The sequence below is a fragment of the Streptomyces sp. CB01373 genome (assembly GCF_002803075.1).
GTDB lineage: Bacteria > Actinomycetota > Actinomycetes > Streptomycetales > Streptomycetaceae > Streptomyces.
Window position 1 is genome coordinate 392,042 of sequence record NZ_NNBK01000003.1, and the last position, 21,797, is coordinate 413,838.

General features: G+C 73.5%; 18 protein-coding genes and 1 pseudogene. 11 read left to right on the forward strand and 8 right to left on the reverse strand.

Annotated elements, in window-relative coordinates; all coding sequences use genetic code 11:
* Positions 1-187: 187 nt before the first annotated feature.
* The 3 genes from CG719_RS06575 to CG719_RS06585 are packed head-to-tail and all read left to right on the forward strand — an operon-like array spanning position 188 to position 3,821.
* Positions 188-499, forward strand: a complete 312-nt coding sequence (locus tag CG719_RS06575; RefSeq protein WP_100567524.1) for an SHOCT domain-containing protein — start codon at positions 188-190, stop codon at positions 497-499.
* The gene (locus CG719_RS06580; protein WP_100567525.1) at positions 496-1,275 is read left to right on the forward strand and encodes an ABC transporter ATP-binding protein; all 780 of its coding nucleotides are present in this window, start codon (positions 496-498) and stop codon (positions 1,273-1,275) included. Before CG719_RS06575 ends, CG719_RS06580 begins: the two co-directional genes overlap by 4 nt.
* On the forward strand, positions 1,272-3,821 hold the full coding sequence (locus CG719_RS06585; RefSeq protein ID WP_100567526.1) for an ABC transporter permease: 2,550 nt from the start codon (positions 1,272-1,274) through the stop codon (positions 3,819-3,821). Before CG719_RS06580 ends, CG719_RS06585 begins: the two co-directional genes overlap by 4 nt.
* A gap of 717 nt (positions 3,822-4,538) precedes the next feature.
* Here the strand turns inward: CG719_RS06585 and CG719_RS06595 are convergent.
* A complete protein-coding gene (locus CG719_RS06595; RefSeq protein ID WP_100567527.1) occupies positions 4,539-5,090 on the reverse strand; it encodes an ATP-binding protein in 552 nt (183 codons plus the stop codon).
* 182 nt (positions 5,091-5,272) lie between these two features.
* A complete protein-coding gene (locus CG719_RS06600) occupies positions 5,273-5,596 on the reverse strand; it encodes a hypothetical protein (protein WP_100567528.1) in 324 nt (107 codons plus the stop codon).
* A gap of 383 nt (positions 5,597-5,979) precedes the next feature.
* On the opposite strand from CG719_RS06600, the gene CG719_RS06605 reads away from it, so the two are divergent.
* Positions 5,980-7,104 carry a PLP-dependent cysteine synthase family protein gene (locus CG719_RS06605; RefSeq protein ID WP_100567529.1) on the forward strand — a complete coding sequence of 375 codons (1,125 nt, stop codon included), beginning with the start codon at positions 5,980-5,982 and terminating at the stop codon, positions 7,102-7,104.
* A 22-nt stretch (positions 7,105-7,126) separates the two neighbouring features.
* Here the strand turns inward: CG719_RS06605 and CG719_RS06610 are convergent, their stop codons facing one another.
* A complete protein-coding gene (locus CG719_RS06610; protein WP_100567530.1) occupies positions 7,127-7,954 on the reverse strand; it encodes a DeoR/GlpR family DNA-binding transcription regulator in 828 nt (275 codons plus the stop codon).
* Between the two features lie 292 nt (positions 7,955-8,246).
* Here CG719_RS06610 and CG719_RS06615 point away from each other — a divergent pair.
* Positions 8,247-9,434, forward strand: a pseudogene (locus CG719_RS06615) (hypothetical protein); the annotation flags it as partial.
* Between the two features lie 112 nt (positions 9,435-9,546).
* Here CG719_RS06615 and CG719_RS06620 read toward each other — a convergent pair.
* The 4 genes from CG719_RS06620 to CG719_RS06635 all read right to left on the reverse strand — a co-directional run bounded on the left by CG719_RS06620 (position 9,547) and on the right by CG719_RS06635 (position 14,212).
* A complete protein-coding gene (locus CG719_RS06620) occupies positions 9,547-11,985 on the reverse strand; it encodes a right-handed parallel beta-helix repeat-containing protein (RefSeq protein WP_199836536.1) in 2,439 nt (812 codons plus the stop codon).
* Between the two features lie 111 nt (positions 11,986-12,096).
* Positions 12,097-12,696: an Rv1733c family protein gene (locus CG719_RS06625; RefSeq protein ID WP_100567532.1), complete on the reverse strand. Its 600-nt coding sequence runs from the start codon at positions 12,694-12,696 to the stop codon at positions 12,097-12,099.
* A 182-nt stretch (positions 12,697-12,878) separates the two neighbouring features.
* A complete protein-coding gene (locus tag CG719_RS06630) occupies positions 12,879-13,703 on the reverse strand; it encodes an MOSC domain-containing protein (protein ID WP_100567533.1) in 825 nt (274 codons plus the stop codon).
* Between the two features lie 41 nt (positions 13,704-13,744).
* The gene (locus CG719_RS06635; RefSeq protein ID WP_199836537.1) at positions 13,745-14,212 is read right to left on the reverse strand and encodes a DUF6643 family protein; all 468 of its coding nucleotides are present in this window, start codon (positions 14,210-14,212) and stop codon (positions 13,745-13,747) included.
* Between the two features lie 293 nt (positions 14,213-14,505).
* On the opposite strand from CG719_RS06635, the gene CG719_RS06640 reads away from it, so the two are divergent.
* On the forward strand, positions 14,506-15,891 hold the full coding sequence (locus CG719_RS06640) for a TerD family protein (RefSeq protein ID WP_100567535.1): 1,386 nt from the start codon (positions 14,506-14,508) through the stop codon (positions 15,889-15,891).
* A gap of 12 nt (positions 15,892-15,903) precedes the next feature.
* Here CG719_RS06640 and CG719_RS06645 read toward each other — a convergent pair whose 3' ends face one another.
* The gene (locus tag CG719_RS06645; protein ID WP_100567536.1) at positions 15,904-17,103 is read right to left on the reverse strand and encodes a glycosyltransferase; all 1,200 of its coding nucleotides are present in this window, start codon (positions 17,101-17,103) and stop codon (positions 15,904-15,906) included.
* Between the two features lie 39 nt (positions 17,104-17,142).
* Between CG719_RS06645 and CG719_RS06650 the strand changes: the two genes are divergently transcribed.
* The 5 genes from CG719_RS06650 to CG719_RS06670 all read left to right on the forward strand — a co-directional run bounded on the left by CG719_RS06650 (position 17,143) and on the right by CG719_RS06670 (position 21,771).
* Entirely contained in the window at positions 17,143-17,928 is a 786-nt protein-coding gene (locus tag CG719_RS06650; RefSeq protein ID WP_100567537.1) for a glutamate racemase, read from the forward strand.
* 102 nt (positions 17,929-18,030) lie between these two features.
* The gene (locus CG719_RS06655) at positions 18,031-18,567 is read left to right on the forward strand and encodes a hypothetical protein (protein ID WP_100567620.1); all 537 of its coding nucleotides are present in this window, start codon (positions 18,031-18,033) and stop codon (positions 18,565-18,567) included.
* 73 nt (positions 18,568-18,640) lie between these two features.
* A complete protein-coding gene (gene lnt / locus CG719_RS06660; RefSeq protein ID WP_100567621.1) occupies positions 18,641-20,251 on the forward strand; it encodes an apolipoprotein N-acyltransferase in 1,611 nt (536 codons plus the stop codon).
* Positions 20,252-20,442: 191 nt separating this feature from the next.
* Positions 20,443-20,922 (forward strand): NUDIX hydrolase, encoded by a 480-nt coding sequence (locus CG719_RS06665; protein ID WP_100567538.1) that lies wholly within the window; start codon positions 20,443-20,445, stop codon positions 20,920-20,922.
* 54 nt (positions 20,923-20,976) lie between these two features.
* Complete coding sequence (locus CG719_RS06670) at positions 20,977-21,771, forward strand: 3-hydroxybutyrate dehydrogenase (protein WP_100567539.1); 795 nt, start codon at positions 20,977-20,979, stop codon at positions 21,769-21,771.
* The last annotated feature ends 26 nt before the right edge of the window (positions 21,772-21,797 follow it).

Genomic DNA, 21,797 nt, shown 5'->3' on the forward strand with positions numbered 1-21,797 from the left:
CCCGCGCCGGATCAGCCGGGGCATGCCGCACGGAGCAGCCGCCGCACGCCCCCGTACTCCCCGGGAGGTAGCCGTACTGCCGCTGGCCGTACGACGACCAGGAGCCCCTCCCCGAGCCACTGTCGACGCAGCACCGGAGAACTCTCCGCGGCTTTCTCGGCAGACCCCTCGAGGGAGATGAACCAAGATGCAGACCCTGGCGAACCGGGACGGCGGCCCCGGGCCGTGGATCCTCCTCTTCCCGCTGTTCTGGGCGGCCGTCGCCGTCGGCGTCGTCACCCTGCTGCGCCGCACCGCCCGGCGCGGCCACGGCACGCCCTGGCGTGGCATGGACACCGGGCCCTGGCGCGGTCCGGACGGGCGACCCGCCCCCGACTCGCCGCTCGCCGTCCTCGGCCGGCGCTTCGCCTCCGGCGAGATCGACGAGGACGAGTACTGGCGCCGGCTGTCGGTGCTGGAGGAGCAGTTCGGCCGCACCGGCAACGGCGGTGCCCGGTGACCACCACGCCCGCCTCCACCGCCTCCTCCACCACCACGTCCGCCACCGGGACGGCCGCGCGGGTCGTCGACGCCGTGAAGGTCCACGGCGCCGGCGACACCGCCGTACGCGCCCTGGACGGCGTGAGCGTCGGCTTCCCTGCCGGGCGCTTCACCGCGATCATGGGCCCCTCGGGCTCCGGCAAATCCACGCTGATGCACTGCGCGGCCGGGCTCGACACGCTCACCTCCGGCAGCGCGTACATCGGCGACACCGAACTGGCCGGCCTCGACGACCGCCGGCTGACCCTGCTGCGCCGCGACCGTATCGGCTTCGTCTTCCAGGCGTTCAACCTGGTGCCGACCCTGACCGTCGCCGAGAACATCACGCTGCCGCTCGACCTGGCGGGCCGACGGGGCGACCCCGAGTGGATCGACGCGCTCGTCGAGGTCGTCGGCCTCCGCGACCGCCTGCACCACCGGCCCGCCGAACTCTCCGGCGGACAGCAGCAACGCGTCGCGGTGGCCCGCGCGTTCGCCGCCCGCCCGGACGTGGTCTTCGCCGACGAGCCCACCGGCAACCTCGACTCACGCTCGGGCCAGGAGGTGCTCGGTCTGCTCGGTCGCGCGGTGCGGCAGATGGACCGCACGGTCGTCATGGTCACCCACGACCCGGTCGCCGCCGCCCACGCCGACGAGGTGCTCTTCCTCGCCGACGGACGCCTGGTCGACCGTATGGAGTCCCCGACCGCCGACCGGGTCCTGGACCGCATGAAGGCATTCGAGGTGCGCTCATGAACGCCTCCCTCCGTCTGAGCCTCTCCTCCCTGCGGGCCCACAGGCGGCGCTTCGCCGGCACCTTCCTCGCCGTCCTCCTCGGCGTCGCCTTCCTGGCCGGGACCCTGGTGATGGGCGACACGCTGCGCGCCAGCTTCGACTCCATGTTCGGCAAGGCGACGGACGGCACGGACGCCGTCGTCCGTAGCGCCGACGTCATCACCGCGCCCGGCGAGGGCCAGGGCGTACGCCGACCGGTGGACACCGGGCTGGTGAGGACCATCGAGCGGCTCCCCGGAGTCGCGGCCGCCGCCCCGGACATCCAGGGCGCGGGCCAGCTCCTCGGCCGCGGCGGCGAGCCCATCGGCGGCCAGGGACCGCCCACCCTCGCCGGCAACTGGATCACCGACCCGGAACTCAACCCGTACCGGCTCGCCGAGGGGCGCGCCCCCGCGAAGCCGGGCGAGGCCGTCGTCAACCGCGGCGCCGCGAAGAAGGGCGGCCTGCGGATCGGCGACACCACGACCCTGCGCACCCCCGACCCGGTCAGGGTGACGATCGTGGGCCTCGCGACCTTCGGCGGCGAGGACGGCATGGCGCAGGTGACCTTCACCGGGCTGACCCGGGCCGACGCCGAGAAGTACCTGACCGCACGGCCCGGTGAGGCTGCGAGCATCCAGGTGCGGGCCGGGCCCGGGGTGAGCCAGGCCGAGCTGGTGCGGAGGCTGACTCCCGTGCTGCCCAAGGGCGTCGAGGCGCTCACCGGGCAGGAGGTCGCGCGGGAGAACACCGACATGGTCTCCAGCCAGTTCCTGACCGTCTTCACCACGTTCCTGCTGGTGTTCTCCGGCGTCGCGCTGCTGGTGGCGACCTTCTCCATCCACAACACGTTCGCGATCGTCGTGGCCCAGCGCACCCGCGAGAACGCGCTGCTGCGCGCGCTGGGCGCCTCCCGCCGTCAGGTCACCGCCGCCACCCTCGTCGAGGCGAGCGCCGTCGCGCTGACCGCGTCCGCCGCCGGGCTGGCGGGCGGCATCGGCATCGCCGCCGGGCTCCAGGCACTGTTCCCGGCGATCGGATTCCCCTTCCCGGAGGGCAGCCTGGTCGTCCGGCCGCTGTCGATGGCACTGCCGCTGGTGGTCGGTGTCGTGGTCTGCCTCGGCTCCGCACTGACGCCCGCCGCACGGGCCGGCCGCACCGCACCCATGGCCGCGTTGCGCGAGACGGCCGTCGACACCTCCGGCGCCTCCCGCCCGCGCGCCGTGGCGGGAGCGGTCCTCGCCGCGACGGCCCTCGCGGTGACCCTCGCCGGAGTCCTGGTCTCCCCGTCCATATGGGCGGCCGGAGTCGGCGCCGTCCTCGCCCTGGCCGCCTTCGTGGTGCTCGGCCCGGTCGCCTCCGCCACCGCCGTACGCATGCTCGGCAGCCCCCTCGGCCGGCTGCGCGGCGTCACCGGCGCTCTGGCCCGACGCAACGCGCTGCGCAACCCGAAACGCACCGCGGCCACCGCGAGCGCGCTGATGATCGGGGTCGCCGTGGTGTCGCTGTTCACGGTCTTCGGCGCCTCGCTCAAGGCCACCATGGACCAGACCGTCTCCCGGACCTTCGCGGGCGACCTCGCCGTGAGCACCCCCTCCTTCGGGGCCGGCGGCAGCGGCCTGAGCACCCGGCTGGCCGGGGCGATCCAGCGGCTGCCAGAGGTGGACACGGCCGTCGGACTCGGCCGGGGTGTCGCCGAGGTCGACGGCGAGGGGCGAGCCCTGACCGTCACCGACCCGGCCGCGCTCGCCCGCACCTTCGACCTCGGAACCGTGCGCGGCTCCCTGAACGGCCTGGGCGCCGACGGCATCGCCATCACCCGTGACGAGGCCGGGCGGCGGGGCCTGAAGACGGGGGACCGGACACGGCTCACCTTCACCGACGGCACCACGGAGACGTTCACCGTCCGCGCGGTCTACGGCCGGTCCGAACTCGCCGGCGACTACGTCGTCAGCCGCTCCGCCTGGGCCCCGCACCGTACCCAGGACTCCGACGGGCTTGTCGCCATCTCCCTCCGGTCCGGTGTGAGCGCGGAGGCGGGCAAGGCGGCCGTCGAACGGGTCGCCGCCCGGTACGGCGACCCGCAGGTGCAGACCCGGGACGAGTACGCGCGGTCCTCGGCGGGCGCGATCGACATGATGCTGACGCTGGTCTACGCACTGCTCGCCCTCGCGGTGCTCATCGCGCTCCTCGGCATCGCCAACACCCTCACCCTGGCGATCCACGAGCGGACCCGCGAACTCGGTCTGCTCAGGGCCGTCGGCCAGACCCGGTCTCAGCTGCGGGCCATGGTCCGCTGGGAATCGGTCCTGGTCGCCGCGTTCGGCACGGCGGGCGGGCTTGCCCTGGGCGCTTTCCTCGGCTGGGTCCTGGTGAAGGCGTCGGACGGCGAGAGCGGCACCGCGTTCGCCTTCGCAGTACCGCCGATGCAGCTGCTCGTCGTGGCACTGGTGGGGATCGCGGCGGGCGGGCTCGCCGGTCTGCGCCCGGCCCGGCTGGACGTGCTGAGGGCCGTCGCCACCGAGTGAGCGCCGGGACCGGTGCCACCGTGCCCCCGGCCCCGACGTCCACCGCAGGACTCCGACCACACCACCGGGCAGCGACCGCGTGACCATGACCGGCCCGCGCCGCGTTTATGGTCCGGGGCCCGGTCAGGGTCCGCGATCCGGTCACGGCCGTGTCCTGGTCCCGGTCCGTGTCCTGGTCTCGGTCCGCGTTCCGGTTTCGGTCCGCGTCCTGGTCTCGGTCCGCGTTCCGGTCTCGGTCCGTGTCCTGGTCTCGGTCCGCGTCCCGGTCTCGGTGCGCGGTCCGGTCTCGGCCGCGTCCCGGTTTCGGTCCGCGTCCCGGTTTCGGTCCACGGTCCGGTCTCGGCCCGTGGCGCGGTCTCGGTGCGCGGTCCGGTCACGGCCGCGTCCCGGTCTCGGTCCGGGGGCCGGTTATGGCCTGAGGCGCGGTCTCGGTCCGCATCCCGGTCTCGGCCGCGTCCCGGTTTCGGTCCGCGTCCCGGTTTCGGTCCGCGTCCCGGTTTCGGTCCGCGTCCCGGTCTCGGTCCACGGTCCGGTCTCGGTCCGTGGCGCGGTCATGGTCCGCGTCCCGATCTCGGCCGCATCCCGGTCTCGGTCCGGAGCCTGGTCACGGCCCGCGGTCCGGTCGCCGTCCGCGGGCCGTCAGCCGTCACGGTCCCGGCACCGCCGCCCCCGCTGTCGCCCGTTCGGGCGACGGCGGGGATGCGGATGTGGACGTGGTCAGCCGACCACGGCCGATCCGGCCGGGGCGTGGACGGGCCGGACGGGCCGTATGCCGTCGAGCGCGGAGGCGGCTTCGGCCAGGCGACGCGAGGAGTGCTCCCCGGTCACGAGCGCCGGCACCCGGGCCGGCACCGCGATCGAAGGGGCGGCGGTCGGCAGGATGAACCAGACGACCTTCCCCTGCTCGCCCTCCGGCCGCGCGCCCCAGCTCTCGCTCATCGCGGCCACCATCGCCAGCCCCCGCCCTTCGGTGGCCAGCGGCGCGATGTCGCCCATCTCCTCCACCACGGGAAGACGCGGGTCGTGGTCGCGCACGGACACCGTGAGCCGCTCGAGCAGCAGTTCGAGCTCCACGGTGCACAGCTTGTCGGGCCGGGCATGCTGGTGAACGTTGGTCAACAGCTCCGTCACACCGAGCGCGGCTCGGTCTATCAGAGCGTCAAGATGCCAGTAGCGCAGATGCGCCGATACGATTCTGCGGACCTGGCCGATCCGCGACGGCAGGGCTTGGAGCTCCACCGTGCAGTGCCTGCTTGGGTGACTGATCACGGCTGCGACTCCCCGACGTTGAGGTCCGGAAGAACACGACGTTTCGGATGCAGCAGGACGCCTGCGTGACATTGCCGCCTGCTGTCTGACCGGCGGGCTGGTTCGCAGCGTTATCGCCGGTAAACCCTGAGTGACGTGAGACCAGCGTGACCCACGGGGTGATGTCACGCAACTCGCCTCGCTCAGCCGCCGCGCCCCGCCGCCCGGCGGACGGCCTCGACGAACCGGCGGGCCGCGGGCGGCCCCGGTTCGCCCGGTGCGGGGTCGTGCTCGCCCAGGGTCAGCAGGTACCGGTTGCCGCCCAGGTCGGCCAGCGCCCGGTCGTCCGGGGCGTACCAGGGCTGGGACGCGCGCACCGACTGCACCGGTGCGCTGTCGATCTCGCTGCCGTAGCTGGTCAGCAGCTCCAGCCTGCCGTTTCGGATCCGGACCCGTCCGGCCCGGGTGAGTGAGCGCAGCCGCTTGTCGATCCGTACACCCGTGGCCGTGAACTCCGGTTCGGCCATCTCCCCGCCCCTTCGTGCGTGTCGCCTTCGTGCCTGTCGCCGGCTCCCGTTCCGCCCGGTTCACGAGCCGGCCCGGCTCGTTCCAGATTGCTGTGTCCCGTCGGGCCCTTTGTCCCGCCGCGGTGCAGTCTGCACGCCTTCGGCACGCAGCACCAGTGCGCGGGGAGCGCTCGCGGGCGGCACCCGGAGCACTCGCGCGCATGCGCCCCCCGGCCCGTGCGCCCCCTTGTCGTCGGCCAGCTCGGGCGAGAGGCGCTCCCAAGCGTCGCCTTGAGCCGCTCAAAGGTGCGTTTATGCAGGTGAGAAGAGTGTTGAAGGTGTCTATCATCGAGGGCGTCCGGCCGCGCGCGACGCCGTCGGCGCACAGCGTAAGGAGCCCCGCCGTGAGCACTGCCGAGCAGCACAGGACCGGCGACACCCTCGACGTCGACCGCAGCGACGGCGGTTACCGGGACTGGCTGAAAGAAGCCGTCCGCAAGGTGCAGGCCGACGCCAACCGCTCGGCCGACACCCATCTGCTGCGCTTCCCGCTGCCCGAGGCGTGGGGCATCGACCTGTACCTGAAGGACGAGTCGACGCACCCGACCGGCAGCCTCAAGCACCGGCTGGCGCGGTCGCTGTTCCTGTACGGCCTGTGCAATGGCTGGATCCGCCCGGGCCGCCCGGTCATCGAGGCCTCCAGCGGCTCGACGGCCGTCTCGGAGGCGTACTTCGCGAAGCTGATCGGCGTGCCTTTCATCGCGGTCATGCCGCGCACGACCAGCGCGGAGAAGTGCCGCCTGATCGAGTTCCACGGCGGGCGCTGCCACTTCGTGGACGACCCGCGCACCATGTACGAGGCCTCCGCCGCCCTCGCGGCCGAGACCGGAGGCCACTACATGGACCAGTTCACCTACGCCGAGCGCGCCACGGACTGGCGCGGCAACAACAACATCGCCGAATCCATCTTCCGGCAGCTCGAGTTGGAGCGCTTCCCGGAGCCGGCGTGGATCGTCGCCACCGCGGGCACCGGCGGCACCTCCGCGACCATCGCTCGCTACGTCCACTACATGCAGTACGACACCCGTATCTGCGTCGCCGACCCCGACAACTCGTGCTTCTTCGAGGGCTGGACCACCGGCGATCCGGACGTCACCTGCGACAGCGGCTCGCGCATCGAGGGCATCGGGCGTCCGCGCATGGAACCGAGCTTCGTGCCCGGGGCCGTCGACCGCATGATGAAGGTGCCGGACGCCGCCGCCGTGGCCGCCGTACGCGCCCTGGAGGGGGCCATCGGCCGCAAGGCGGGCGGCTCCACCGGGACCGGCCTGTGGAGCGCCCTGAAGATCGTCGCCGAGATGCTCCAGCAGGGCCGCCGGGGCAGCGTGGTGACCCTCCTGTGCGACCCGGGCGACCGCTACCTCGACAAGTACTACTCCGACGCCTGGCTGGCCGAACAGGGCCTCGACAGCGCCCCGTACACGCGGACGCTGGAGTCGTTCCTGACGACCGGGGTGTGGCCGGGCTGAGGCGGCCCTCGACGACGGGCCCTCAGATGTCGGTCTCGTCCTCGGGTTCGCCCGCCACCACCAGCCGCAGGTGCTCCGCGATCTCGGCGCGTGCCTCCGCGGGCAGCCCCGCGTCCGTCACCAGGGTGTCGATCCGGTCCAGCGCGGCGAAGGAACTCAGGCCCACCACACCCCACTTGGTGTGATCGGCGACCACCACCACCCGGCGTGCCGACTGCACAAGACGCCGGTTGGTCTCGGCCTCCGCCAGGTTCGGCGTGGACAGGCCCGCCTCGGCCGATATCCCGTGCACACCCAGGAACAGCACGTCGAAGTGGAGCGCGGCGATCGCCTGGTCGGCCACCGGGCCCACCAGCGAGTCGGACGGCGTGCGCACCCCGCCGGTCAGCACGACCGTCGCCGCGCCCTGCCGCTGACCGGAGGTGCGCTGCGCCGAGTGGAAGACGTCGGCGACCCGGACCGAGTTGGTGACCACGGTCAGATCCGGCACGTCGAGCAGGTGCTGGGCCAGCGCGTACGTCGTCGTACCGCCCGAGAGGGCGATCGCCGTGCCCGGCGCGACCAGCCGGGCCGCCGCCCGTGCGATGTCCTCCTTGGCCGTCAGCTCCAGACCCGACTTGGCCTCGAAACCCGGCTCGTGCGTACTGGCCTCGACCACCGGGACCGCGCCGCCGTGCACCTTCTCCAGCACACCCTGCCGGGCCAGCGCGTCCAGGTCGCGGCGCACCGTCATGTCGGACACGCCGAGCTTCCGGGTCAGCTCGTTCACCCGGACACCGCCGCGGCGCCGGACCTCGTCCAGGATCAGGGCGCGCCGCTGCTCCGCGAGGAGGTTCTGATTCTCACTCACGTGTGCTCCGGTTCCTTTCGCCTCAAGCCGTCCGACCCGCCCCGCTCACCCGCCGGCGACGAGAAGGACCGTCATGCCCTCCGGGGCGTGGACGTCCCATCCTGTCATGGGGCGGTTCCCACCGCGTCGGCACCCGACCCACGCGCACATGCCGCCTTCGCCCCCGTGCGCGGCTCCCGTCACCCGGATCGGGGAGATTCGGTGACGAGGGGTGTGCCGTGTGCCGCGTGAGGCGATCCTGGTGTCCGCACGGACACGGACCGACGGACGCGTCAGGGGAGAAGTGCGAACAGTGGAACGTGCGCAGCGGCACCCGGAGACCGCCGGGCCGGACGCCCCCACCGCACCCGGCGAGCCGACCGGATGCGCCCTGGAGCTCCTGGTCCACGGCGTCGGCGGCACCACGCCGGAGAAGATGCTCGACGCCCCGCGCACGGTGCGGATCACCGGCGACGACACCGCGGCCGTCTTCCGGCGCGCCGAGGACGTCGACGCCGAGAACCGTCCGCGGGAACAGCGTGAGCGCCCTGGCACACCGGTGCCCGAGGCGTACGTCTGGTGCAACCTCACCTCCGGCAACGGCGCCCGCGCCCTGTGGCTGTTGCTGCTGCCGTTCATGGTCGTCAACCTCGCCCACTGGATGCGCCCCGGCGCACCGGGCCGCCCACGCGTGGTGAGCCTGTACGGACTGCTGGTGCGGCTGGCGGGCCTGACCCTGACGGTGCTGTTCGTCGCCGCCGCCTGCGAGGTCGCCCTCGACCTCACGGCCTGGCAGTGCGCGGGCACGCACGCGTGTGCCGCACGGCACTCCTGGCTGGGCTTCCTGTCGCCCGCGGCCGGCGGCTGGTGGAGCGCGCCCGGCCGCCGCCTCGCCCTGGCCGCCCTGGTGCCCGCCGCGCTCACCGGGCTCCTGTGGTACCTGGCGCACCGCACCTGGAGCGCCTACGAGTCCACCCAGCCGATCTCCCGCGACCTGGAGCCCGAGGACGGCACCGGCAGCGCATCCCTGAGCCGCCCCGGCTTCTGGTACGGGCGCCGCCTGGTGGCCCGGCTGCGGGCCGCGCACACCGCCGCGGGCCTGCTGACGGTGGCCGCGACGATCGCCGTGCCCACGGCGGCTCTCGACCGCGGCCCCGGCGGCGACGGGGCCCTCGACACTGCGGGCCGGCTCCTGCTCACCGCACTGCTCGTCTGGGCCGCCGCCGTGATCTGGGTCGTCTGCCGCCGCGGCCGCACCGAGCACCTGCTCGACCGGCAGCTGGACCGCCACCTCGTCCGGCGGCTGCCGCTCGGCGCCCTCCTGCTGCTCCTGCTCACCGCGGTGTACGCCGGATGGTCGCGCCCGGGCTGGGAGTCGGCCAGCCGGCTGGCGGGCGACACCGCCTTCGGCGGCATCGCACTGGGCCAGGGCCTCCTGGTCGTCGCCCTCGCCGTCGTCGCCCACGTCCTGTACCGCACCCGGCCTTCGACGAGGAACGCCGGTGGCTGCTCGCCCGGCTGCGCCCGGACCTGCCGGCACCCCGCGACGGGCAGCTCGACGTCCCGGCCGGAACAGCCCACAACGGCCCCGAGCCACCGGACGATCCCGCCTCTCAGGGAAGCGCGGGCAGGTCCTCGGCGTAGAGCAGCGTCAGATCGTCCGTGCTCGGCTCGGCGAGCTGGGCGACCCGCCCGGCGTGCCGCTCCACCATCGCCTCGAAGGTCTGCCGCGCCGTACGGCCGTTGCCGAACGCGGGTCCCTTGGGGATCGCGGAGAAGTACGCCAGGAGGGCCTCGGGCGTGTCCGGGGCCAGCCGGTACTCGTGCTCCTCCGCCTGCTGCTCCACAATCCTCAGCAGTTCGTCGGGGCCGTAGTCGCTGAAGGTGATGGTGCGGGAGAAACGGGAGGCCACACCCGGGTTGACGGACAGGAAGCGCTCCATCTCCGCCGTGTAGCCGGCGACGATCACCACCACCGCGTCCCGCTGGTCCTCCATCAGCTTCACCAGCGTGTCGATGGCCTCCTTGCCGAAGTCGCGCCCGGCGTCCTCCGGGGAGAGCGCGTACGCCTCGTCGATGAAAAGCACGCCGCCACGGGCCCGTTCGAAGGCCTCCTGGGTGCGGATCGCGGTGGAGCCGATGTGCTCGCCGACCAGGTCGACGCGGGACACCTCCACCAGATGGCCCTTCTCCAGGACACCGAGGGAGGCCAGGATCTCGCCGTACAGCCGGGCGACCGTGGTCTTGCCGGTGCCGGGGGAGCCGGTGAAGACCAGATGACGCTTGACCGAGGCGGCCTTCAGACCGGCCTGCTGACGGCGCCTGCCCACCTCGATCATGTCGGTCAGGGCGCGCACCTCCCGCTTGACGCTGTCCAGGCCGACCAGTGTGTCGAGTTCGCCGAGGACGTCCTTCGCCGTCCGCGCGGGCGCCTCCGGTTCGGCCGCGGCCACCAGCGGCTCCTGCTCGGTGGCGCGCTGTCCGGGGATCGCGCCCAGCAGACCGGTGGTCGGGAGCGCGGTCTGCACGGCCGTCTCCCGGGCAGCCGGCGGGCGTACGCCGCCGCTCTCGTCGCTCGTGCAGTCCTCGACCACGGGGCCCGAACCGTTCCCGGCGTCCGGCCCGCCGTCCGCGAACTCGTAACCCCCGCGGGCGCATCGCTCCGTACGGCACTTCCTGAGCGTCGTACGACAGCCGTCGATCACATGGAAGCCGTAGCCGCCGCTGCCCGTCACCCGGCAGTCCAGGAAACTGCCGCGCCCCCCGGCGGAGACGTAGAAACCGGCCTCGGCGGGGGAGGCGACCGTGCACCGCTCGATGGTCGGGTCGGCGCCCTTGGTGACGATCACGCCGGTCTGGATGTCGTCCAGGGTGCAGTTGTTGAGGGTGCCGCCGCTGCCGTGGTCGCGGAACCAGGCACCCGTGGCCGCGTCCTTGATCCGGCAGTCGTCGAGCTGCGCGGTGGCGCCGTCGCTCACCGACACCGCCGTGTTGCGCACCTGCGACAGGTCGCTGTCGACGACGTCCGCGCGGGAGCCGCGGTCCAGCACGAACAGCGCGTCGGGCACGTCGTGCACCCGGCAGGAGTCGAGCACCGCGGTGGCGCCGTCGCTGATCCACACCGCGGGGTAGTCGCCGGTGCTGTCGAAGATCTCGCACTGGTTGGCGTCCACGCGCGTGCCCGGGTCCCACACCGAGAGGCCGTTGCGCCCGAACTGACGCACCGTGGTCCGGGTCAGGGTGAGCACGGAGCGGGAACGCAGGTCCACCGCGTTCTCCGGGATGTCGTGGATGCGGCAGTCGGCCAGGGTCAGCACGGCGTCGGTGTCGAGCGTGATGCCGTCCCCGGCGGTGCGGTGCACATCGCAGTCGGTGAGGTGCGCGGTGGCGCGGCCGGTGATCTGGACACCGCTGCCCCGGACCTCGTAGACCTCGCAACCCACCGCCTCCAGGGCGGAGTTGTCGCCCGTCGCGGTCAGGCCCGCGCCGGAGACATGGTGGACACGGCAGTTCTCCAGCCGGGGGTGGGCGCCCCCGCGGACCGTCACGCCCGACTGCCCGGCGGCGACCACCTCGCACTCCTCGAACACCCCGCCGGCGCCGTCGAGTACGGCGATCCCGATGCCGGCCGGATTGTCGACCGTGCAGCGGCGCACGGTGGGCCGGGCGCCGCCGCGCACCTCGATGCCGGCCGCGGACCGGGTCACGATCCGCACGTCCCTGAGTTCCGGCGCGCCCTCCTCCACCAACAGGGCGGGCGCGGTGGAGTCCTGGCCCTCGACGTGCAGGTCCTGGACCACCGCGGAGGCGCGCACGGTCAGCGGTACCCCCTCCGTGGGGGCGATGCGCACCGAGCCCGGGGCGCCCTCGGGGCCGCGCAGGGTCACCGCCCGCTGTACGACGAGGTTCTCCCGGTAGGTGCCCGGGGCGACGGTGAGCACGTCACCGTCGGCCGCGGCCTCCAGGGCGGCGGCGAGCGATGCGTACTCACCCGTGCGGCGCCGCCACCGCGATGTACCGGTGTGCGTCACCTGGACCGTGCCCTGTGCCATGGCGCTGCTGAGCCCCCACCTCGTGGTACGCGGGTTGGTTGATGCCGAGTGCGTCGGCCGGTCCACCGTAGCGTGCGCGCGGACGCTCGGTTGACCAGAGCCCAAAGGCCGTCAGCTGCCTGTGCCGGTACGCCCCCAGTCCGGGCCCGCGCGGTCCCAGGCCTGGTCCCAGAGCGCGTCCCGCCGGCGGTCCAGGCGCCAGACGATCAGCCGGCGTATCCCCTCCACCAGGAGCGCGGTCAGCATGCCCGCGCCGCAGCCGGCCAGCACGGCATGGGCCGTGGCCGTCGTGGAGTCCAGGGGGCGGGTCACCGTCCGGCCGTGCTCGTCCGTCCACAGCGTGAAGTGGTCGCCGGGGCGGGGGGATCTCAGGGTCGTCGTGACCGGGCCGTGCCGGCGGGTGCCGTCCGGGGCCGTCCAGTCGGCGAGGACGCGGCTGCGCGGGTCCCGTCCCGTGGTGATCTCCGGATCCGGATCGAGCCGGTTCAGCCTCTGCACCACCGTGGCCGTCACCGGGTGCCGGGAGCTGCCCTGTTCGCGGACGGACTGCTGAAGGGCGTCCTGGGCGAGGAATCCGACGAGGCAGCCGACCACGGGGGCGGCGACGAGGACGAGCAGCAGCGCGACCAGGGCCACCCGGGCCTCGGCGAGATCGGTCCCGCGCCGCAGTGGGTTGTTCCGCCAGCGCCAGAGTCCGGCGATCGCTCGCACCGTTGTCGCACCCCCCTTCCCCTCCGCGACGACTCCGGTCCGTGATAACTCCGGACGGAACCGTTCGCCCCCTCGTCGGCCGAAAAGAGAGGGAAATCACCTCGGGCCGGTGGATGTCATCCCTTTCTCACGAAAGCCCAACGACCGGGCCCCGCTCCCGGGTTCCCGACCGCGGCCGGTGGTCATTCGAGAACGGTGACCGGGTCGCCGAGCCGGATGGTGCCGGTGGACTCGGGCACCAGGTTCTGGCCGAAGATCAGCTCGCCGCCGAAGCGGCGGTGGCGGCCGAGGGTGCGCAGCGGCTCCTTGCCGCGGACGCCGGTGTCCTGGTCGGTGGTGGTCACCACGCAGCGGCCGCACATCTTGACGACCCGGAAGGCGACCTCCCCGATCGCGATGCGCGTCCAGTCGTCCTCGGCCCAGGCGGGGGTCCCCGCCACCACCACGTTGGGCCGGAAGCGGTTCATGGGGAGCGGGCCCTCGGCGGCGTGATCGCCCTCGGCGATCAGGGAGTTGAGGGAGGCCAGGGAGGAGACCGCGGTGAGCAGCAGCGGGAAGGCGTCGGCGAAGCTCACCGTCTCGCCCGGCAGGGCGTAGTCCGGGTCGACGGGCCGGCGCGTGGCGGGGTCGTCCAGGTGGACCAGGCGGACTCCGTCCCCGGCGAGTGCGCCGCACCAGGCGTGGGCGGCCTCGTCCGCCGGAACGGCCTCCACCTTCTCGCCGAAGATGTCCACGGTCACCGTCTCGCCCGGTCGGGGGACGGCGACCGTGACCGGGGCCCGTCCGGGCGCGGAAAGACGCAGACCGCCGCCGGGCTCGGGCTCGGCGGCGGCCAACGCGAGGTGTGGCTGCTGGCGTTGCGTGACGACCTTTCCCCCGTCGTCGACCAGCGCCCAGCGCCGGTCCCCGGCCAGCCCCCAGGGCTGGACGACGGCTTCCGCGAGCGTGACAGCTCGCAGCGCCTTGACCGGGTGGATGTGCAGCGCGTGCAGTTCCGCGTTCCCCATGACCTCATCCTGACAGGAGGCACGGACAGCCGGGGAGCGGATCAGTAGCCGCGGTACTGCTGGTTCCCGTACGGGTCCTGGTAGGGCGCCGGGGCGGGCCGCGGGGTGGCGGGACGCATGGCCTCGTAGCCGGTGCCGTTCGCCATCGGGCGCGGTGGCTGCGGCTGCTGCGGGCCGGGGTACCCGCGCGGCGCGGAGGCCTGTTGCGGGATGTAGGCCGTGGGCGCCGGCTGTGGTGGAACGGGCTGCGCCGCCTGCGGGTAGCCGTAGGAGGGCTGGGACGGGGCCGCCGGGAGGGCGGGCAGCGCCGAGGGCAGCGCGGGCAGGTGGCTGCCGGTGCTCATCTGGCTGCCCGGGCTCAGGTGGCTCCCCGTGTCGTACGGGGCCGGAACACGGATGGGAGCGATCTGCGGGGTACCTCGCTCGGCCACGAGCGAGTCGTAGATCGGAGTGTCCGGGAAGGAGGCGGAGTAGTAGCCGCCGCCATAACTGGAGCGGGGGGAGGTCATGGCCATAAGTAAAGCCCACGATGTGCTGGTTGGGGAGACCGATAAGAGGGTTGTTTTCCGTGTCGGCGGTGACGTGAGGTCGCCAATCTGAGCGAACTTGGCTAAAAAGGGGCATCAGGTGATGCCTGAATGGTGTATGGGCCGATCTTGAGGCCGGGTTACCGGCGGTCGGCCAGCGTGTTCCGGTCCTTGCCATGGGAGTTCGGCGGGACCGGGACTAGGTTGGTCGGGTAGCGAGCCGACGGACTGCCGGGCACGGCCTGTCCGACACGTGATGGGGGCGAAGGATGTCCATGCCGAAGGGGTCGAACACGCCGGTGCCCGCCACCGCCCTGCGCGTCGAGGTGGGCTGGCGCCGCGGTCCGGGCGTTCCCGACGCGGACGTCTCGGCGCTGTTGCTGGCGGGCGGAAAGGTACGGTCCGACGCGGACTTCGTCTTCTACAACCAGCCGGCCCACCCCTCCGGCGCGGTCCGGTACGAGGGCAAGGACACCCTCGGCGACCAGGTGACCGACACCCTGCTCGTCGACCTCGCCCGCGTGGAGCCCTCGATCGAGAAGGTGGTGCTCGCCGCCTCCGCGGACGGCGGCACCTTCGGACAGGTGCCCGGCCTCCACGTCGAGGTACGGGACGCCGCCGGGGGGACGGTGGCCGCGCGGTTCGACAGCACCGGCGCGACCGTGGAGACCGCGTTCGTGCTCGGTGAGTTCTACCGCCGCCAGGGCGCCTGGAAGTTCCGGGCCGTGGGGCAGGGCTACGGCAGCGGACTAGAGGGCCTGGCCACGGACTTCGGCATCACCGTGGACGAGCCCCAGCACACGCCGCCGCCCCCGGCGCCGGCCCCGCGGGCACCCGTCATGGCGCCGCCACCCGCGCCGGCCCCCTTCCCGGCCACGCCCCCGCCGCCGGTCGGCCCGCCGGTTCCCCTGCCGCCACCGGCCGCGGCCCCGGTCACCCTGCCGGCCTCCGGCACTCCCGCGCCCGCGATGCCCGCATCCCCCGCACCCGCGCCTGTCACGCCCGCGCCCGCCGCCGCCCCGGTCCGCCTGAGCAAGGTGACGCTCACCAAGGCGGCCCCCTCGGTGTCGCTGGCCAAGCAGGGCGGAACCGGGGGCGCCATGCGCGTGAACCTCAACTGGCAGGTGCGCAAACAGTTCTCCGGCTGGGGCGGCAAGCGCGGCCGGGCGGCCGCCATGCACAGGGACCTCGACCTCGACCTGTGCGCCCTCTACGAGCTGTCGGACGGCCGCAAGGGCGTCGTCCAGGCCCTCGGCAACGCCTTCGGCGCGCTGCACCGGCCGCCGTACATCCACCTCGACGGCGACGACCGCACCGGCGCCGCCGCCGACGGTGAGAACCTCACCATCAACCTCGACCGCAGCGGCGACTTCCGCCGCATCCTCGTCTTCGTGACCATCTACGAGGGTGCCCGCTCGTTCGCCGACCTGCACGCCACGGTCACCCTCCAGCCGCAGCACGGCGCCCCCGTCGACTTCTCCCTCGACGAGTGCACGGTGCCCTCGACGGTGTGCGCCCTCGCCCTGATCACCAACACCGGCGGCGACCTCGTGGTCCAGCGGGAGGCCCGCTACCTGGTGACCGAACGCGGGGTGAGCCCGCAGCGCACCATCGACCGCGCCTACGGCTGGGGCATGAACTGGACCCCCGGCCGCAAGTGAACGGGCGTCGGCTCACCCCTCGTCGGGCACGGCGTCCGGACGCGCGTACGTGCGGCCCTTCCAGGCCGCACCGCGGCCCCGGTAGTGCTGCACCGCCGAGTCGACCGTCATCAGCAGATAGAGGAACGCGGTGAACGGCAGCAGGGGAGCGCGCCACAACCGCTGCCGGTAGTGACGGAGCATCGGGACGTACGTCGCCGTCATCACCAGCCAGGCCGCACCGCCGGCGAGCGCCGTCACCGCGTCGCCCGCCGCCAGGCCCACGGCCAGGGCCACCGGCGGCACCAGGTACACCAGTGCCAGCCCGGCGACCGTGCCGAGCAGCAGCAGCGGGTTGTGGCGCAGCTGCGCGTAGGCGCTGCGCGAGACCATCCGCCACAGGTCACGCAGCCGCGGATAGGGGCGCACACTGTCCACCCGCTCGGCCAGCCCCAGCCAGATGTGGCCGCCGCCCGCCTTGACGGCCCGGGCGAGGGCCACGTCGTCGATCACCGCCTGCCGGATCGCGTCCGGGATCCGCGCCCGCTCGGCGGCCTCGGCGCGCAGCAGCACACAACCGCCCGCGGCCGCCGCCGTCCGCGCGCCGCGGCGGCCGATCCGGCGGAACGGGTACAGCTGCGCGAAGAAATAGACGAAGGCCGGCACCACGAGCCGCTCCCACCGGCTCTCCGCCCGCAGCCGGGCCATCTGCGAGACGAGGTCGAAGCCGCCGGTGCGCGCCGCCGCCACCAGCTCGCGCAGGCTGTCCGGCGCATGGGCGATGTCGGCGTCCGTCAGCAGGAGGTAGGCGGGGCCACGCGCGCGTGCCAGGCCGATGCCGTGCCGTACCGCCCACAGCTTGCCCGTCCAGCCGGAGGGCGGCTCACCCGGTGAGGCCACGGTCAGCGGCAGCCCGCCGTGGCGCCGAGCCAGTTCGCGGGCCAGCTCCCCGGTGCCGTCGCGGCTGCCGTCGTCGATCAGGAAGACCTCCGCGCGGCCCGGGTAGTCCTGGGCGAGCAGGGAGGGCAGGCTCTCCGGCAGGACGGCGGCCTCGTCCCGCGCGGGAACGACGACGCACACCGACGGCCAGTCGTCGGGCGGCGGGTCCTCACGGGGCGGGAGCCTGACGTCCGTACGCCAGAAGAAGCCCTGGCAGAGCAGCAGCCACAGCCAGGCGGCGAGTGATCCGACGGCACTCCACTCGATCACGCTCACCCGCGCAGTCTGCCCCACCCGGGCGGCCGGTTCGAGGGGATCGACTATCGTGACCGGGTGAAGATCGCGCTCATGGACTCCGGAATCGGGCTGCTGGCGGCCGCGGCCGCGGTACGGCGGCTGCGCCCCGACGCGGAACTCGTGCTCTCCCTGGATCCCGCGGGCATGCCGTGGGGCGCGCGTACGCCGGAGAACCTGACCGAGCGCGCCCTGGCCGTCGCCGAGGCCGCCGCCGCGCACAGCCCGGACGCCCTGATCGTCGGCTGCAACACCGCGACCGTGCACGCGCTCACCGCCCTGCGCGCCTCCCTGGAACCGGACCTGCCGGTCATCGGCACGGTGCCGGCGATCAAACCGGCCGCGGCCGGCGGCGGGCCCGTCGCCATCTGGGCGACGCCCGCCACCACCGGCAGCGCCTACCAGCGGAACCTCATCCGCGACTTCGCCGACGGCGTGCCGGTCACCGAGGTGCCCTGCTGGGGCCTCGCCGAGGCCGTGGAGCACGCGGACCAGACGGCGATCGACGAGGCCGTCGCCGCGGCCGCCGCACTCACCCCCGTCGACGTGACGACCGTCGTCCTGGGCTGCACCCACTACGAACTGGTCTCCGAGCGGATCCGGGCCGCGGTCCGGCGACCGGACGGCCCGCCGCCGGCCCTGCTCGGCTCGGCGGGCGCCGTCGTCGCCCAGGCGCTGCGCCGGATCGGCGCCCGGCCCGAACCGGAGGCCGGGACCGAGGGCCGGGTGACCGTGCTGCTGAACGGACGGGAGGGCGCCCTGCCCGCCCCGGCCCTGGCCTACGCGGAGGGCCGCCTCCTCCAGCAGGCCGCCCCCGTCCGCTGACCCGGGCGGGCCACCGGACTCGTCCGTCCAGAACGGCCGCCCGGTCCGGTCACTCTGCGCGACGCGCTACCGGCGCAGCGAAACCTGAGTAACCTCATGGGTATGAGGGACCACCCCGAGAACAGTTCCCATTCCGAGGTGTGGACCGGACGGGCCACCAACCGGATGCAGTGGCTGCTGGCGCTCGTCGGCGCCGCCTGCATGGCACTGGGCATCGAGCTGGCCGTCGACTCCGCCTGGAACTCGGGCGTCGCCCCGCTGGTGATGTCCGTCGTGGGCTGCATCGCGGCCGGACTGCTGGTCCTCTTCGGCACCCTCGCCTTCGTGCACGTCGCCGTGCGGGTCGACCACGAGTGCCTGGAGGTGCGCTGCGGGCACATCGGCCTGCCGCGCCGCCGCATCCCGCTCGCCCATGTCGCGGGCGCCGAGTTCGCCCCCCATGTCACCCCGCGCCACTGGGGCGGCTGGGGCTACCGGTGGCGGCCCGAGAAGGGCACCGCGGTCGTCGTACGACGCGGCGAGGGCGTCGTGCTGCGCCTGTGGGACGGCCATACGTTCACGATCACGATCGACAACGCCGAGACGGCGGTGCACGTGATCAGGGACCGCCTGCACCCCTCGTCCTCCGGACGTGCCTGACCGGCCTGACCAGCACGAGGACGACGACCGGCCTGATCGGAACGGCGAGGACGACCGGCCGTACACTCCCGGAGTGACCGTCACCGCAACTTCCGTCGACGCGTCGGACCCGCTGCGACCGCAAACCGCGCCCGCGCCCCGGAGGGCGAGGCTCCTCCGGCTCGTGCCCGCCGCCGCTTCCGCCCTGTCCGGCGTCCTGCTCTACCTCAGCTTCCCTCCGCGCCCCCTGTGGTGGCTGGCCCTGCCCGCCCTCGCGGTCTTCGGCGGGGCGCTGCGCGGACGCACCTGGAAGGCGGCCCTCGGCCTCGGCTACCTCTTCGGCCTCGGATTCCTGCTGCCGCTGCTGGTGTGGACCGGCGTGGAGGTCGGCCCCGGTCCGTGGCTGGCGCTCGCCGCCGTCGAGGCGGTCTTCGTCGGGCTGGTGGGAGCGGGTGTCGCGGCCGTGTCCCGGCTGCCCCTCTGGCCGCTGTGGGCGGCGGCCCTGTGGACCGCAGGCGAGGCGGTACGCGCACGCGTACCGTTCCACGGCTTCCCCTGGGGCAAGATCGCCTTCGGGCAGGCCGACGGCGTGTTCCTGCCGCTGGCCGCGGTGGGCGGCACCCCGGTGCTGGGCTTCGCGGTCGCCCTGTGCGGCTTCGGTCTGTGCGAGGCCGTGCGCCTTGCGGTGCGGAGGCGGCGCGGAGACGCGGTACGGGGTCCGGCCGCGGCCGCGGCCCTGCTGAGCGTCGCCGTCCCGGTGGCGGGCGCGGTGGCCGCCCGGCCGCTGGTGAGCGACAAGGCCGAGACCGGCACGGCGACCGTCGCCCTCATCCAGGGCAACGTGCCCCGGGCGGGCCTGGAGTTCAACGCCCAGCGGCGCGCGGTCCTCGACTACCACGCGCGTGAGACGGAGCGGCTGGCCCAGGCGGTGAAGGCGGGCAAGGCCCCCAAGCCGGACTTCGTGCTCTGGCCGGAGAACTCCTCCGACATCGACCCCTTCGTCAACCCCGACGCGAGTGCCGTGATCAGCATGGCCGCCAAGGAGGTCGGGGTGCCGGTCTCCGTCGGCGGCGTCGTGGAGCGGGGCGGCGAACTGTTCAACGAGCAGATCCTGTGGGATCCGGCCAAGGGCCCCGTCCAGACGTACGACAAACGGCAGATCCAGCCCTTCGGCGAGTACCTTCCGCTGCGCCCCCTGCTCGGGGCGATCAACAAGAACTGGACGTCGATGGTCCGGCAGGACTTCAGCCGGGGCACCAGGCCGGGTGTGTTCACCATCGACGGCACGAAGGTGGGCCTGGCCACCTGCTACGAGGCGGCCTTCGACTGGGCCGTGCGCGACACCGTCACGTCCGGCGCGCAGATGATCTCCGTACCGAGCAACAACGCGACCTTCGACCGCAGCGAGATGACCTACCAGCAGCTCGCCATGTCCCGGATCCGCGCGGTCGAGCACAGCCGCACCGTCACCGTCCCGGTGACCAGCGGCGTCAGCGCGATCATCATGCCCGACGGGCGGATCACGCAGAAGACCGGCATGTTCGTGCCCGGCTACCTGGTCCAGAAGGTGCCACTGCGCTCCTCCGAGACGCCCGCCACCCGGCTGGGCACTCTGCCGGAGATCGCCCTGGTACTGGTCGCGGCCGGAGGGCTGGGCTGGGCCGTCGGCGCCGGACTGCGTCGGCGACGCGCCGGGACCGTGTAGCGCCGGACTGCGGGGGGCGTGCCCGGAAAGTGTGGCGCCCTGGACCGCGCGGGTGGCGTTCCTGGCTCGTGGGGCGCGCCGGACTGCGCGGGTGGCGCGCCCGGCACGTGTAACCGTACGCCGGACGTACGCCCCCCGGATGCCCCGGACCGGGCCAAGGCCCCGGGCGCCCGCCCGTTAGGGTCGGCTCCATGGCCATTCCCGACTTCATCCGTACGCTCCGGGCCTCGGCCGGCAGCCAGTTGCTGTGGCTGCCCGGAGTCACCGCCATCGTCTTCGACGACGACGGCAGAGTGCTGCTGGGCCGCCGCTCCGACACCGGCAGGTGGTCGGTGATCGGCGGCATCCCGGACCCGGGCGAGCAGCCGGCCGCCTGCGCCGTGCGGGAGGTCCACGAGGAGACCGCGGTGCACTGCGTCGTCGAGCGGGTGGTCCTCGTCCAGGCGCTGGAGCCCGTCACCTACGGCAACGGCGACGTCTGCCAGTACATGGACATCACCTTCCGCTGCCGTGCCGTGGGCGGCGAGGCACGGGTCAACGACGACGAGTCGCTGGAGGTGGGCTGGTTCGCGGTGGACTCGCTGCCCGACCTGGACGAGTTCAGCGTGTTCCGGATCAAGCAGGCCATGTCCGATGCACCCACGTGGTTCGACCCCATTGAATTGGCCTGAAGTATGGGCCGTGCCCATATGTGGTGCGGCGGGCGACCTGCCTAGGGTCACCCCATGACCTCGCCGCTCCCCGCTCCGCACACCCCCTCGCTCGACCTCGGCGGCCGCACCGCGCTCGTCACCGGCGCCGCCGGCGGCATCGGCCGCGCCTGCGCGCTGCGGCTGGCCGCCGCCGGGGCGAGGGTCAGAGCCGTCGACCGGGACGCGCCGGGCCTGGACGCGCTCGCCGAACGGGCGGGCGGGCTGGCCGGCTCCCTGGAACCGCTGGTGCTCGACCTCACCGACCTCGACGCCGCCGAGCGGGCGGCCGCGGGCACCGATGTGCTCGTCAACAACGCCGGGCTGCAACTCGTGCGCCCCATCGAGGAGTTCCCGCCCGAGGTCTTCCACACCGTGCTCACCGTGATGCTGGAGGCGCCCTTCCGGCTCATCCGCGGCGCCCTGCCGCACATGTACGGTCAGGGGTGGGGCCGGATCGTCAACATTTCCTCGGTGCACGGCCTGCGCGCCTCCGCCTACAAGTCGGCCTACGTGGCCGCCAAGCACGGCCTGGAGGGACTGTCCAAGACCACCGCCCTCGAAGGCGCCCCGCACGGCGTCACCTCCAACTGCGTCAACCCCGGCTACGTGCGCACGCCCCTGGTCGAGGCGCAGGTCGCCGACCAGGCGCGGGCCCACGGCATCTCCGAGGAACGCGTGCTGTCCGAGGTCCTGTTGAAGGACAGCGCCGTCAAACGACTGCTCGAACCGGAGGAGGTCGCCGAGGCCGTGGCGTACCTGTGCGGCCCACAGGCCTCCTTCGCCACCGGTACCTCGCTGGTCCTGGACGGCGGCTGGACCGCACACTGAACGGCCGCCCGGCCCACTGACCGGCC

Coding starts and splice junctions, on each gene's coding strand:
- CG719_RS06670 (WP_100567539.1), top strand. CDS start 20,977: ATGACCTCGCCGCTCCCCGCTCCGCACACCCCCTCGCTCGACCTCGGC.
- CG719_RS06640 (WP_100567535.1), top strand. CDS start 14,506: ATGCCGAAGGGGTCGAACACGCCGGTGCCCGCCACCGCCCTGCGCGTC.
- CG719_RS06575 (WP_100567524.1), top strand. CDS start 188: ATGCAGACCCTGGCGAACCGGGACGGCGGCCCCGGGCCGTGGATCCTC.
- CG719_RS06665 (WP_100567538.1), top strand. CDS start 20,443: ATGGCCATTCCCGACTTCATCCGTACGCTCCGGGCCTCGGCCGGCAGC.
- CG719_RS06585 (WP_100567526.1), top strand. CDS start 1,272: ATGAACGCCTCCCTCCGTCTGAGCCTCTCCTCCCTGCGGGCCCACAGG.
- CG719_RS06635 (WP_199836537.1), bottom strand. CDS start 14,212: ATGACCTCCCCCCGCTCCAGTTATGGCGGCGGCTACTACTCCGCCTCC.
- CG719_RS06620 (WP_199836536.1), bottom strand. CDS start 11,985: ATGGCACAGGGCACGGTCCAGGTGACGCACACCGGTACATCGCGGTGG.
- CG719_RS06600 (WP_100567528.1), bottom strand. CDS start 5,596: ATGGCCGAACCGGAGTTCACGGCCACGGGTGTACGGATCGACAAGCGG.
- CG719_RS06655 (WP_100567620.1), top strand. CDS start 18,031: ATGAGGGACCACCCCGAGAACAGTTCCCATTCCGAGGTGTGGACCGGA.
- CG719_RS06630 (WP_100567533.1), bottom strand. CDS start 13,703: ATGGGGAACGCGGAACTGCACGCGCTGCACATCCACCCGGTCAAGGCG.